Origin of the sequence: Runella salmonicolor (assembly GCF_024158025.1) — a bacterium.
Lineage (GTDB): Bacteria > Bacteroidota > Bacteroidia > Cytophagales > Spirosomataceae > Runella > Runella salmonicolor.
On sequence record NZ_JAMZEL010000026.1, the window covers coordinates 26,640 to 41,113 of the forward strand.

A 14,474-nucleotide genomic window follows, 5' to 3' on the forward strand; every position below is an offset into this window, starting at 1 on the left:
TTTTTGAACAACTTTCAACAACAATTGGGTTACTTTTTGGCTTGTAGATTCGACTTACTAACAAACAACAACATGACCGTTAACAGTGATTATACAGACCAGCAACTCCTAGCCGACGTACAACATCCACGCGGTGTTAATCAGGCGGTGACTTATTTATACAAAAGCCACTACCGACTTCTTGAACGTTACATTTTAAACAACAGCGGAAACAGTACCGACGCACAGGACTTGATTCAGGAAGTGATGGTATCGTTTGTTGAAATGGTGCGAGAGGGAAAATACCGAGGCGAAGCAAGCGTAAAGTCCTTTTTGTATACTCTTACACGCAACCTTTGGATAACGGAGCTTCGCAAACGCGGTGCGGAGGCCAAACGAAACGAAATTTACGAAACCAACCGTGAACAATGGGACGACGATATCAACGCTTTTATCTCCTACAAAGAAGCCCAAAAAACCATCACGGCATTGTTTGAAAAACTAGGTGAAAAATGCCGTAAAATACTGACACTCTTCTACTACGAAGACTTGAGCATGAAGGAGATTTTGGTACAGACCCATTACGAAAATGAACAGGTATTGCGAAATAGAAAATATAAATGCCTGAAAGAAATGACTGACTTGGTTCATCGAAACTCCACAACTTTTGAACATGTAAAATCCGCATTAGAACGCCTTAAATAACATGGAAACGACACAAAATATTGATCGATATCTCAACCAAGAAATGTCGGCGACAGAAAGAGAAAACTTTGAACTTGAATTAAACCAGAACGCTGTTTTGCAGCGTGAACTAGACACGGTGCGTATGATTAAAAAAGCTGTACAAACAACCGCATTACGGGCGCAAGTAAAACAGGTACACGAAGCGTTTATAAAAGACTACGAACCTGAAAAAGTATTGGAACAAGAAGCGAAAATTAGGCCGCTCTATCCACAAAGGGGCAGGATGTACAGGGGAATTAGCGTGGCCGCGGCCGTCGTGGCAATACTGGTGTTTGTGGGGGGCTATCAATACGCTTCTCTCAACGGCGAAACGCTGTATCAAGACAAGTTTTTGCCTTACAAACTACCAACCATGCGAAGCCAAAACGTGAAGGAGAGCGCTTTAGACTCCCTGTACGCTACCGGAAACTTTGCGGCAGTAATTACCCAAATACAATCAAAAAAAATCAAGCAACCGCAAGATTTATTTTTGCTGGCAATGGCACATCTCAACCAAAAGCAATTCACCCAAGCGCTGGTACAGTTTGAAGCCCTTAAGACAGCCAACGCACAACGCGGTGTAAAATACTTTGAAGCCGAAGCTGATTACTACGAAGCCCTTGCGCTGGTAGGAGAGAAACGCTACGAAGAAGCATTGGACATTTTTGAAAAGATTTATGATGACCCCACCCACCTTTTTCACGCCAATGTTTCGCAGTGGGACTTGTGGCAATTGAGAATGTTGAGCTGGTGACAAATGGCAATCAAGAAAAGGGTAAAGTAAAGTTAGTAATCCTCTGTTGAATTTATGACAGGGGATTTTTTTATTTTATTGATTGTCAGATACTTAAATTTATTTTTTTTTCTAAAATTCTTGGTTACATATACCCTTTTGGCTTCGACATTGATGCAGAAATAAGGAAATAACAATCCATTTTTTAACTCCAAAAACATTTCAAAAATCATGGAAGCACGCATCAAAAAAACCTTCATTTGCCGTAACGTGGAAGATTATCTCATTGATACTACATTGACTGAAAATCACCTGCCTCAAGTTGGAGATGTGGCTGTTTTTGAAGTAATGAGTATTGGGAAACATCAGACGATTCAGGATGCGAGAGAAAAATTGACTAAAATTATGCCCGGCGATTATATCATGGCTGCTTTTGGACACCGTTATGCAACCGAGCAGTTTGAAGGATATGTACCCAAGGAGTGTCGTCGTGATTTTCACATTTTGGGCGCAGGAGGTACGGTAGGAATTGTCGAAAGTGTCCACGCAAAGTTTAGTGGTGGTCCTACCAAGTTGCAAATTGTAGGCTATGTGACCAATTGTAGAAATGAAATAATCAACACCAAAGCCCTCGAAGCGGAGCGAATGTTGGCTTTTACGGGGCGAGCGGCGGCGGCAACTAAGGTCATTTTATCGATTGGTTCGAGCATGGACAGTGGAAAAACCACCACTGCCGCCCACTTGGTACACGGTTTAGCACGTCAGGGTAAAAAGGTAGTTTTTGTTAAACTGACAGGTACAGTTTATACCAAAGACCGCGATTTGTCGTACGACTTGGGGGCCATTAATGTGTTGGATTTCAGTGAGTATGGCTTTCCTTCTACCTATTTATGTGAAGAAGAAGAGTTGCTAAATTTGTACGAGTCGCTGGTGGCTCATGCCCTCGATGCTGACCCAGACTACGTCATCATGGAAATTGCCGACGGGCTTTACCAACGCGAAACCCAAATGCTGCTACGCAATCAGCGATTTATGGCGACCATTCATGATGTTATTTTTTCAGCTTGCGATAGCCTATCGGCAGTGTGTGGAGTAGAAACCCTCAAAAAATGGGACATTGTACCTTTTGGTCTCTGTGGTATGTTCACGACCAGTCCACTGCTAATCAAGGAAGTAAAGGACAATTGCCAAGTCCCCGTTTATTCACTCAACACACTTTATACAGAAGCCACCGAGTATTTAGTCCAAAAAGCGGCCGATTTGACCTGGGATAATACCATTTGGATTTTCAACACCCCCAACAAATACGGCCATGTTGCCTAAAATGGCTCTCAGCCTTGTACCGTATCTACGCCAACAGCGTTTGCTGATTTACGCAACGGTAGGTATAGGAATTCTCAATAGTGTAGTGACTCTTTTACTGCCCCTTACCATGGGTCAGTATTATGAATTACTACTCGGAAAAACCTCCAACCGCGCTCGCGTACTCGAAATACTCGGATTGGGAAATAGTGTAAGTTGGCCGTGGTTTTGGACGTTATTCGTGGGCTTAATTCTTTGCCGTGGCCTATTCACGTACTTTGAATTTCGATTGACGGGCAATTTAAGCGAACAATTGGCCCAATACCTACGCGAACGGGTTTTTGAGCAACAGTTGTCGGTGAGCATATCAACTCACCGACAAAAAAATGTTGGCAAATACTTGCTGCGCTACGCCAGCGATTTCCAGAGTGTACGTCGCTACTTACGTATAGGTATCATCGGTTTTTTACGCGACGTTATTTTTGTAGGTTTGGCCCTAGCCCTTCTCCTACTGCTCAATGCCCCTATTACGGGTCTTTTGCTCGTAGGGTTATTGCCTTTCTTACTGATTTTTGTTCAAATCAATCAGCGGTTGAAACGCGCCACCCAACAGCGCCGCGACCAACGTTCGGCTAATTTGTCTTATGTACAAATGGCTTTATCAGGATTTGAAACCATTCAGTTGTTTAATCGTGAGGTTGTTGAAAATGAACGATTTGCTAGTCGCTCAAACGAACAAACATGCGCCAATTTTTTGTTGCTCAAGTGGCGTAGCTTACTCGAAGGGTTGCTCCCCGTAGCCCTGTATGGATTGGTCGCAATCGCATTGGTTGGGATGCAGTGGCAACACAAACAGTCAGCAGTCAGCGGTGGCAATGTCATTACTTATATTTTAGCCGTATTAAGTGTGCGTCCTACGTTGCGCAGGTTGCTGCGGGTAGATACCGTTTGGAAAGCAGGACGTATGTCGTTGGATAAATTGGACGCGTTTTTTGCCCACTCAACCGAAAAAAACACCAACGAAATTCCGATGGCAAACACTCAACAGGGGCGTTTAAAGATAATCAAGGGTACAGTAGAATTTCGGAATGTAACCTTTGGCTACGACCCGCAGCGCCCCGTAATAGAGCAAATGAATCTTAGGTGTGAATTAGGACAAATTTGTTGGATTGAAGGCAAAGCCAAAACAACTGTTTTTCGATTGATTACCAAACAATACAATCCACAAGATGGTGAAATACTGATTGATAATCAGTCAATTACTTCTCTTTCTGGTAAAGTTGTTAGAAAGCGCGTTGCTTTGGTTTCGACCGAACTTCCCTTGTTGGGGCGTACGGTCTTTGAGGCGGTGTCTTACAGCCGTAAATCAGAAAAACGCCCCAAAGCGGCTCTGTTGCTAACCCAGATTCAAACGCTTGCCCAACTCGATTATCCCTTGTGCCTCGACGACCGTATCGGCGAAAACGGCCAGTTACTTTCTAAAGGTCAACGAACTGTACTTTGTTGGGTACGGGCATTGCTCACCCATAAGCCTATTTTATTGTTTGATGAGCCTTTTGAGGGATTAAGTAGCAAAGGAGTTGAACAACTTTGTCAATGGCTTGAAAAACAAGCATTTCATAAAACAGTTATTTTAGCAACCCATCAGTCTATTGCCACGCTCAAAACAAATTATTCAAATGAAGAACATCCGTACTGAGTACGACGCCATTGTGGTAGGAGCGGGTCCCAATGGCCTGTCGGCAGCTATTACGTTGCAGCAGGCAGGGCTTTCGGTACTGCTTTTGGAAGCAAGTACGACCGTGGGAGGAGGAATGCGTACCGCAGAGTTGACGCTTCCTCATTTTTATCACGATGTATGTTCGGCCATTCACCCTTTAGGAGTACAGTCGTCGGTGTTTAAGGCGATGCCCTTAGAGCGTTTTGGGTTGTCGTTTATTACGCCGCCCGTGGCAGCGGCCCACCCGTTTGATGATGGAAGTGCTGCGCTGCTAAAAAAATCAATTGTTGAAACTGCCGCAACGTTGGGAAAAGATGCCGCCGCTTACCAAAAATTGATGGAGGCATTTGTGCCACTTTGGCCTGCCATTGAAGCTTCGTTTCTGGGTCCGCTACGCTATCGTCCTCAGATGCTTCAATTGTCCCGATTCGGCTTTAATGCGGCGTTGCCCGCCAGCTTGTTTGCCAAAATTTATTTCCAAAATCAAGCAGCGAAAGGGCTGTTTGCGGGTATGTCGGCACATTCAATGCTCCCTTTCTCGGGGTTAACTTCATCTGCTATTGGGTTGGTTTTGAGTGTATTAGGCCATCTTAATGGCTGGCCTATGCCAATGGGTGGTTCGCAGCGCATCGCCAATGCGTTGGCGGGTTATTTTGAGTCGTTAGGAGGTGAGATTCAGACGAACTTTCCCGTAACTGCGCTCAATGAATTGCCTTCGGCCAAAGCCATTTTATTTGATGTAGCTCCCCATCAACTTTTGCAGATTGCTGGCCACCGACTGTCAGCGGTGTATCGGTGGCAATTGGAGCGATTTGTGTCGGGCTGGGGAGTTTATAAAATTGATTATGCATTGCATCAGGCGGTTCCTTTTGTGGCACCTGGCTGTGCAGAAGCAGGAACGGTACACTTGGGTGGAACCATGGCCGAGATTGCCGCCGCTGAACAACAAGTAGCCCAAAACAAGCACCCCGAAAAGCCTTTTGTATTGCTGGCGCAGCAGAGTAGGTTTGACAACACACGCGCCCCTGCGGGGAAGCATACGGCTTGGGCTTATTGCCACGTACCCAATGGCTCTACTGTCGATATGACCACTCCCATAGAAAACCAAATAGAGCGATTTGCGCCTGGATTTAAAGATACCATCATCGAAAAACACGTAATGAACACCGAGGCGTTTGCTCGGTATAATCTCAACTACTTAGGGGGTGAGATCAACGGAGGCAGACAAGACATCACACAGTTGTTTACGCGACCTGCTTTGAGGCAGTCTCCCTACCGCACCTCCGCACGTGGATTGTATCTTTGTTCGGCTTCGACTCCCCCTGGAGGAGGTGTACATGGCTACTGTGGCTATCATGCCGCACGGCAAGTACTCCAAGATATTTTTCTCTAAAATTGTTTACAATCCATTTAAAATCAATCTACTATGAATAAGGTTGGCGCGAAATTGATAGCGGTTGCCTGTACCGTAGGGCTATTGCTCGTCATCTTGTGGCCTGTGCGGCTCAACTGGCAAAAATCTCCCAAAGATAATTTTCCCCTCACTCATTACCCGATGTTTTCGCAAATGCGCGAGGGAAAAGTGACCATGACGTACTTGGTGGGGGTACAACAAGACCAACGGCGCGTGTATTTGTCGTATCAATTGGCAGGTACAGGTGGGATGAATCAAGTGCGAAAGCTCATCAGAAAACGGGCGGATAAAAACCCTGAAAAACTCTGCCAGCAAGTGGCGGCACAGGTGGCTCGTAAGTCTGAGTATCGTGGTGTTGAAAAAGTAAAAATCCTAAAAAGTAGTTTTATTTTTGACACTTTTTTCAACGGTGATACTATCCCCCAAAAAAACGAAGTACTCTGTACGTGTAATGTGAATCATCCATCAGAATAAACAACTTTAAGCCTCATTTTCATGAAAAAGCGATTGCTCAATTTTTGGTTTGATACCGCTCCCGCCGAACGTCTGGCAGCGTTTCGGATTGGTTTGGGATTGTTTTCGTTGGGATATATACTTCCTCGTATCGGGATGTATCGTCAAATTGCTCGTCAAGGGGCTGATTTGTTTGAGCCTGTGGGTGTTTTTGGAGGCTTTTCTACTCCCATGAATGCGGGGATGTTTGATGCACTTTTATTTTTGACATTGGCCGCTAATATTGCTTTTCTGCTAGGGTGGCATTTTCGACAAACAGGTCCTGCGTTTGGTGTTTTTTTGTTGGCTTTGCTCTGCTATCGCAATTCATGGTCCATGATTTTTCATAACGACAACGTACTCGTCTGGCACGCTTTGGTGGTGGGTTTTACGCCTGCTGCTGATGCGTATTCGCTTGATGCCCATCGCCGAGGGCGCGTAGGTAGCTTACTGCTCGGAAGCAGTGCAAGATGGCAATATGGGTGGACGCTCAAACTGCTTATGGCGATTGCGACTACGCCTTATTTATTGTCGGGGATTGCCAAATTGGCTGGCCCCGCAGGATTGGATTGGATGACGGGCGAAATCATGCGTGACCAAGTGGCAACCGATACGCTCCGCAAAATTGTACTCGGAACAAGTTCGTCGGACATGATTTTTGGGCTTTACAATCTGCCTTGGTTATTTTCTGGATTTGCCCTGATGACAATGATTGTAGAGTTAGGTGCTCCTTTTGCTTTGATAAAACCTAAAATAGCCATGACTTGGGCCGTAATGGCTATTCTGATGCACATCGGCATCTTGCTGGTGATGAATATCACCTTCCGTTATCAGCTTACGGGTGCGATGTTTGCCTGTTTTTTTCCACTCGAATACCCAATAGGTTTTCTCTCAAACCTGTTTAAACGAAGAGGTAAACAACTTGTGTCTTGACAATTATCGTGGGTGTGGTGTGGGTTGAGGGTTGCGTTTTTTTTTGGCCATCCAGCCGCCTATCAAACTTATTATCAAAATTATAGGCACAATATACAGCCACACTGGCCATTGGGTTTGGCGTGGAGGAGTGCTGATATAAATCAAGTGTGACCAATACTGGGGCGAATGAAATTGGGCATAGCGACTATCTTTAAGTAAATCCAACTTAGCTTTACGAAGTGCTTCGGCAAAGTCGTAGCCTTCGTGAAGATAGGTGTAAAATTGTTGGGTCACAAAAGCCGTGGCGTGGTCTTCGGCTTTCCAAAGCGAGGTAATAAGATGATGACAACCCGCCGCCGCAAATGCCCTTGCCAAACTCAATACTCCTTCCCCTTGCTCAATTTTTCCGCTGGCGGTTTCACAGGCACTCAAAAAAATAAGCTGCGCTTTGCCTAAATTGATGCTGCTCAGTTCGTGGGCGTAGAGACGATGGTCGGCGTTGGTAGGAGAAAAAACCACAAAAGATTCCAATGGATTTGTGTTGTTGACTACAGCATGAGTGGCTAAATGAATGGCTGAACTCTCGGAGGCATATTTTAGAAAATATTGTTTAGTAGCTTGTTTTCCAATGAGCTTTACACCCTTGAGCGGCTTGATTTCGTCAAGCGAGGCCGTGAGGGAAGCATAAGTTTTTGCTGTTTTTTCGTTGAAAGGCGCCACTGACAACATTTCAGAAAACTCTATTTTCGTAGGGGGCGAAGTTTTTAAAAACGCAGCGGCGTATTGGTAGGAAAAGGTATATTTTTCTAGCAAGTATCGACTTTTTTGGTCTTCTAGTGCTTCAAAGGGCAGGAGCGATAAATTTGCATGAGGGAGCACCACTACAGATTCTATTTTAACCCATTGTTGCTCGGCGGGTTGCACCAAGCAGTTGTATAAATACTGCGCATAGACTCTTCCATTGTACGGCCTTCCTGCCTCTACTTGTTGTAAGTTTTGCAATAAATTTTGTACCGATTTATCAAACAGGGCTGTTCGGGGTACTGAGAAATGCGTAATCTGTTGCTGGGTAATGGCAAAACAGAGAACTGTATCGGCGGTTTGGAAATAACTTAATAAGGCGGTCTTTTTATCTAAAATACGCTGCTGAATCGTCGTCAAGTCGATGCTATCGGAGCGAAATTTTTGTTGGTAGTACGTTGGAAAGTCATGTAAGTGATCAATGAGTCGAGATAATTCTAGTTCATTGTCAAGGAGTTGCTTAGAAAATGAGGCTAGTTGGGTACTATCAGAGGCGTTACGTAGCCGAAGAAGTAATCCCGAACGTCGATATTGTAAATTGCGTTCTTGCCTCAATAATGAGTCTGGAATATCGGATTGAGTTTTGATTTGGTTTTCTTTCAAACTAATCTGCAACACAGTGGCTTTGCTTTGCTCAGCCCACGCAAATGCTTTTTGAAGATGTGCGGGTTGTTTGGTGCGTCCGTAAATTTTCATCATCAATTGTACGGCTTGTTCATAAAAAGGATACCCTTTTTTTACTACGTAGAGACGGGCTTCTTCATTGTCAAAGGTTTTTTGCACATAGCTTGCCAGCTGAAAAACGGTATTGTAGGCGTCAATAGCGGCGTTTTGGTACTGTGCAGTAGGATTTTTTTCGTAGAGTAGCCGCAGCGCGTTGGCTTTCCCGCAGAGGGTTTCAAAAAGTTGATAACTATTGTAGCTTTTGGAAAAATTTGAAGGGTTTTGCCAAAGGGTTTTTGGATCAAACCCGTTGACCAACAACTTCATAGACTGTTGATAATGGGCAAGCGTCATGTCTAGTTGACTGCGTTGAAGCGCTAAATCGCCCATGAGTTTATAGGTATTAGCTAGGTTGATATTTCGACTATCTTTACCAAAATCCCGCTCGCTAATCTTGAGGGCTTCTCGAAAATGATAGTCGGCTTCAAGCCACCGTTTTTGGAGCAAATTGGCCTTCCCGAATGCATTTTGCTGTACAATACCGTAGTAGCCTCGTTGCTCACCTGCTTTCCAAAGATACTGTAACGCCGCTTCAGGTATATTTTTTTCGATAAAAGTGGCCCCTAAATTGATATTGACTTCGTAAGGGTTGGCTTTCAGCTTTCTTATTGACTGATAGACAACAATGGCCGAGTCATATTCGCCCAAATTGCGCAAGGCCGAAGCAATGTTACTTTTGTAGGCGTAGGTCATGTCATTGTCTACCCGTTCGACTTGCAATGCTCGCTGAAAATAATTGATGCTCTGGCGATAATTCCCAGCTTCATAATAAAGTACCCCAAACGTATTAAAGAGCCGATTGGCTTCATCAAGTTGAGGAAAACGGTTAAAAATCCGTTCGGCTTCCTCTAAATAATACGTAGCCGAGTCCAAAGTCCCCAAATAATAATGAGCAGACCCGCTGTACAGGTATGATTTGTAAAGCAATGAATCTGATACTTGGTATTGCTTTCCCGTCGAGAGGGCCATTTGGTATTGCTGAAGCGCGGCGTTTTGTTTACCAACGGTCTGATAAAGCGTCCCTGCCTTCTCGTGGGAGTCGATGCGTTCGTGGTATTGAGGGCTATTGCGCCACAAATGCGCTGCCTGTTCAAAATAAATGGTGGCCAAGCTATCGGTTTGATCCGTTGCATTTGGTAAATTGAAGAGGCGAAGAGCTTCTTTGTAAAGTAGCCGTGCGGCGGCATCGTATTGCGTATCTTGCGCAAAAATTAAAACACTCAAAATCAACAAAAATACTACCCCAAGAAAAGAACGTTTTTGCATGATTTGTTTTTTTCATTCCAAAAATAGAATTTTTGCCGTAAAAAAGGCCAACGAGTTTTGCTTCGTTGGCCTTTGTCGTTTTATCGGAACTCCTATTCGTCAGAGCGACCTACAATAATAATTTCAGGTGGACGCGGACGTCCGTAATAGGCCACACGGGCGTTGTTGTGGCCTGAGGCTGCTACCCGAAGTGTGGCTTTATTTTTATCAGCAATTTCATCTTTTAACGACTGTGGTACTTGACTTAACTTTTGGTAATACCTAAACGTAAGTTCAATGTAGTTAAGGGCTTTGTTGCTGGCATCGTTGAGGCGGTAATAAAGTTTTACAGTTTTGGTTGTACCACTTACGGGCGTTGTACCAAATACGCCATTGGCTACAATTTTTTTCAAATCAAATACCCCTGTTTTTTTATCAATGCTGTAGCCTTGTGGTATAATCTCTTGGTTTGAAGCAGGTTCATCGTCAGTTCCATCCCCATCATCATCATCATTGCCGTCATCAAACTCGCAGTCATCATCGTCGTCGTCATCATCGTCGTCATCATCATCGTCGTCATCATCGTCGTCACTACAAGGAGCTGCTAGCTGGCGTTGGGCATTGTAAAACGGCGTCGCCAGCGTATCATTCTGATTGATATAATGCAATTTACTGGCATAGTTTACCCCCGAAATAATGACATACCGAAAGCAAGTATCAGCCGACTCGGTTGGCTTAAAAAATACCCTGTATTTCAAACCCGACTCACTGGCATTCACGTCAATTTCTCCCGTGCTGGCATTGATTGAAAGTCCTTCGGGATAAGCACCATAAGTGCCTGACTGCGCCGTTGCTGGTGATTCTAGGTAGGGAGATGTCTGCTCTTTATAAAAAAAGAGGGTGTCGGCATATCGGAAATCTTCGCAAAAGTCATTGCTCGTCCGTAATGATTTGTCTTTGTACGGATGAACAGCTTCGTTCCCAGCTTCTTTGCAACTGACACATACCACAATGACAAGAGCGGCTAGGGTAAAATAACGAATCAATTTGTTCATTATAATTAGATTTTTGGTTTTGCCTATCAATGTCGAAGCAACCATAAAAAATGTAACCAAAAAAATACAAAACAGTTTTGTTATTGATAAACACTGCCCTCATTCAGCTCAAAGCAAACTGGAATGGTTGTGTTCGGACGGACAATCAAAAAACCGCATAATCCTACTTGACTTGTCCTGTACAAACAAACGCGGGTCTAATTGTACAAACTGAGCAAGGATTCTAGCAAACATTCAAGTACCCATAATCAAGCGTTTTTAAGATCATTTTGTAAGATAAACTTGTATAGCAATCTACGTATAATTATTTTTAAAAATCGATGAATAAACCTATACAAATGTTGGTTGGCTACCCCAGAGTGTCAACGACCGACCATAAAAGACTAAAATTTGGAATTGCAATGGGGTGCCCTCACCAAAGCAGGCTGCGAAATGATTTTTTAGGAAAAAGCTTCTGGTAACAAAGCCAGCCGTCCTGAATTGGAAAAGATGATTTCTCAACTTCGCAAAGTGAGTTGTCCTAAAAAATCTGGAAAGGGCCGAAAGCATTCCTGTTTCAGCAGGTAATTCCCAATGTAATGATACTGTAAGGAAACGTAATGATACCGCAAGGATACGTAAGTAGGGTAACGTAATGTCGACTCCTTAAAAACAGTTGGCAGAGGTTAGAAAAAAGGTATGTTAATGTAGGTTACCTGCCGATAGGTTACCTAAAAAAAATCATAGTACTCGGAGTATCTGTGGCCGTTCAAAAACAACCATTCGTAAAATGCCACAAAGAACTTGACCGCCAAAAATGTCTCACAAACTCAGCCTCAACCGTCATTCTTATAAAGTAGGCCTGATTTTTATCAGTTATAGTCATAATCTGAAAATTCTGTAAATGATTCAGGCAAACATGTAATGAAGACAAAGCTTGCAGTGTTGTATATTTGCAGTATATAATACGAAACCGCAAATGACTCTCTTCAAGCGTATTTTATGTTTTTACATGGCATTTCAGGTACTGCTGGCCAGTACTGGATTTGCGATGTATGAACATTGGTGCCTGATGAGAGGCTCCAAAACGGTCTCTCTCGTTCATAAAGAAACCTGCTCCATTCGGCATAATGAAATCTTAAAGCCTCATTCAAAAGAATGCACTGATTCCATCCAACGCAGTAAATGTTGTGCCGAAAAGGTGTCACTTCAAAAGATACAAACCCCTTCGGCCCATGGCCATTCAGTGGATTTGGTGGGTCAATATGTAGGGGCTATTTTGGCTTCATTACCCGCTTTTTTTTCATCCACATCCTGGTTCAGTCCATCGGTTTCGTTTCGTCTTCCGCATTATTACAGTGCGGCGCCTCCGCTTCACGGGCGTAGTATGCTCGTTTTTATTCAATCTTTTCTGATTTGATTAGGTAACAGCCCCGTTGCGGGCTAATGGCAACCACCTGCGTTGCCTGTTGGTGTTTTCTTCTTTCCACCAATTTTACCTGATTCACAATGTTATCACTATTCTTATCACTTAGTTGGGATGAAACTGTACATTAAAAACATGGTGTGCAGTCGCTGTAAAACAGTGGTCCGCCAAGAACTTGAAGCCCTCGGGCACGAAGTCCTCACGGTTGAATTGGGGGAAGTGACCCTCAAAAAACCAGCCACGGAGGCGCAACTCGAAAGCATCTCCGAACGTTTGCTTACGCACGATTTTGAGTTGCTGAGCAATAAAAAACAGCAACTTATCGAACTGGTCAAAACGGCCATTGTCGAATTGGTGCATCAGCAAAACGATGGGCTGCGTCGACAAAAACACTCCGACTACCTCGCCGAAAAAGTCAACCGGGATTACCGCTACCTCAGCACGCTTTTCACAGAAGTTGAGGGCATAACGATTGAACAGTTTATTATCAACCAAAAAACCGAACGCGTGAAGGAGTTGCTGGTGTACGATGAGCTATCGCTTTCCCAAATTGCGGACTTGCTCAATTACAGCAGTTTGGCCTATTTGTCAACCCAATTTAAGTCCGTGACTGGCATGACGCCGAGTCAATTTAAACAGTTGCGGGATAAACAGCGAAAGTCGCTGGATAATTTATAGTGTAGCATTCCTCACACGGATAAATCAAAATTAAGATGAAAAGAGACACATTTTTGAAAACACTTGGTTTCGGAACGGTCAGCGCGCTAGCTGGGGGAGCTATTTTATCCAGTTGCATGAACCACGACATGGCAACCATGACCCCTGCCGTAGCTCCCGATGTGTTGGAAGGGAATTTTACGACTTCTTTACCGTTTCCTGAAACTTCTCTGACGGGTACTGCCCTGAATGCTGGCAGCCAAAACATCACTACTATTACGGGAAAAAATACACAGGCATGGGGATATAAAAACGGCATTCTAGGGCCTACTTTCCGTATCCAAAGTGGAAGCACTGTTTCGATTCCGTTTACCAATGGATTGACCGAAGAAACCAATATTCACTGGCACGGCCTGTTGGTCCCAGCGGCCATGGATGGTCACCCCGACCAAATGGTAATGCCGGGAAAAACGTTTAATTATTCCTTTAAAATTGACCAACGGGCGGGCCTATCGTGGTACCACCCGCACCCGCACGAAAAAACGGGAAAGCAGGTTTTTATGGGTTTGGCGGGTTTATTTATTATTGAATCTGCCGAGGAAAAAGCCCTTAATCTACCCACAGGAGCTTACGAACTGCCGCTGGTGATTCAGGATAAACGCTTGAATACGAGCGGGGAAATTGATTATAGTCCTACCATGGATGAGGTAATGATTGGCTACATGGGCGAAACGATTATCGTCAACGGAGTTCAGTCGCCTTTTCACAATGTGGCCACTCGTACGTACCGTTTGCGCGTTCTGAACGGTTCTAATGGACGTATTTACAATTTAGCCTTGAGCAACGGAAATGCCTTTACGGTCATAGGCTCCGATGGCGGGTTACTCCCTGCCCCTGAAACCGTCACAGACCTTTTGTTAGCGCCTGGCGAGCGGGTTGATTTATTGGTCGATTTCAGCAAATCAACCCTCAACAGCGAGGTATATTTACTAAGCAACGTTTTTTCGGGGGTAAATTCTCAGGGTCGTCAAGCCTTCAAAATTGTAAAATTTGTCGTCAATAAAGCAGAAACGGATAGTTTCAAACTACCGACTTCGCTCCCGGCGATTGCTCCGATTTCTTCATCTGCAACCACCAAAATCCGAACCTTTGATATTGGGGTAGGTATGGGCACGTCGGGCGGTCATGGTGGTTCAATGGCGATGAAAGGAATGCACACCATCAACGGAAAAGTATACAGCGGTGAGCGAATTGATGAATCTGTACCCCTCAATAGCACCGAAATTTGGGAATTTAACAACAGCGCT

General features: G+C 44.3%; 12 protein-coding genes. 10 read left to right on the top strand and 2 right to left on the bottom strand.

Translation table 11 applies throughout. The features are described from left to right. Nucleotides 1–72: 72 nt before the first annotated feature. The 7 genes from NCI00_RS28925 (at nucleotide 73) to NCI00_RS28955 (ending at nucleotide 7,299) form a co-directional block, all read left to right on the top strand. Entirely contained in the window at nucleotides 73–684 is a 612-nt protein-coding gene (locus tag NCI00_RS28925; RefSeq protein ID WP_253533391.1) for an RNA polymerase sigma factor, read from the top strand. 1 nt (nucleotide 685) lies between these two features. Next, entirely contained in the window at nucleotides 686–1,459 is a 774-nt protein-coding gene (locus tag NCI00_RS28930; protein WP_253533393.1) for a tetratricopeptide repeat protein, read from the top strand. A gap of 210 nt (nucleotides 1,460–1,669) precedes the next feature. Next, nucleotides 1,670–2,761, top strand: a complete 1,092-nt coding sequence (locus NCI00_RS28935) for a hypothetical protein (protein WP_253533395.1) — start codon at nucleotides 1,670–1,672, stop codon at nucleotides 2,759–2,761. Between the two features lies 1 nt (nucleotide 2,762). After that, on the top strand, nucleotides 2,763–4,439 hold the full coding sequence (locus tag NCI00_RS28940; RefSeq protein WP_253533397.1) for an ABC transporter transmembrane domain-containing protein: 1,677 nt from the start codon (nucleotides 2,763–2,765) through the stop codon (nucleotides 4,437–4,439). Then, entirely contained in the window at nucleotides 4,420–5,853 is a 1,434-nt protein-coding gene (locus NCI00_RS28945; RefSeq protein ID WP_253533399.1) for a phytoene desaturase family protein, read from the top strand. The genes NCI00_RS28940 and NCI00_RS28945 overlap by 20 nt, the downstream gene beginning before the upstream one ends. A gap of 33 nt (nucleotides 5,854–5,886) precedes the next feature. Next, nucleotides 5,887–6,348 (top strand): hypothetical protein, encoded by a 462-nt coding sequence (locus tag NCI00_RS28950; RefSeq protein ID WP_253533401.1) that lies wholly within the window; start codon nucleotides 5,887–5,889, stop codon nucleotides 6,346–6,348. Between the two features lie 21 nt (nucleotides 6,349–6,369). Further along, nucleotides 6,370–7,299, top strand: a complete 930-nt coding sequence (locus NCI00_RS28955; RefSeq protein WP_253533403.1) for an HTTM domain-containing protein — start codon at nucleotides 6,370–6,372, stop codon at nucleotides 7,297–7,299. Between the two features lie 3 nt (nucleotides 7,300–7,302). Here the strand turns inward: NCI00_RS28955 and NCI00_RS28960 are convergent, their stop codons facing one another. Together NCI00_RS28960 and NCI00_RS28965 are read right to left on the bottom strand one after the other, a co-directional pair. After that, nucleotides 7,303–10,071, bottom strand: coding sequence for a CHAT domain-containing protein (locus NCI00_RS28960; protein WP_253533405.1), 2,769 nt, complete (start codon nucleotides 10,069–10,071; stop codon nucleotides 7,303–7,305). A gap of 92 nt (nucleotides 10,072–10,163) precedes the next feature. After that, entirely contained in the window at nucleotides 10,164–11,105 is a 942-nt protein-coding gene (locus NCI00_RS28965; RefSeq protein ID WP_253533407.1) for a hypothetical protein, read from the bottom strand. Between the two features lie 958 nt (nucleotides 11,106–12,063). On the opposite strand from NCI00_RS28965, the gene NCI00_RS28970 reads away from it, so the two are divergent. The 3 genes from NCI00_RS28970 to NCI00_RS28980 form a co-directional block, all read left to right on the top strand. Next, nucleotides 12,064–12,504: an HYC_CC_PP family protein gene (locus NCI00_RS28970; RefSeq protein WP_253533409.1), complete on the top strand. Its 441-nt coding sequence runs from the start codon at nucleotides 12,064–12,066 to the stop codon at nucleotides 12,502–12,504. A 120-nt stretch (nucleotides 12,505–12,624) separates the two neighbouring features. Further along, entirely contained in the window at nucleotides 12,625–13,188 is a 564-nt protein-coding gene (locus NCI00_RS28975; protein ID WP_253533411.1) for a helix-turn-helix domain-containing protein, read from the top strand. Nucleotides 13,189–13,223: 35 nt separating this feature from the next. After that, a partial coding sequence (locus NCI00_RS28980) for a multicopper oxidase family protein (protein ID WP_253533413.1) occupies nucleotides 13,224–14,474 on the top strand: 1,251 nt, incomplete at its 3' end.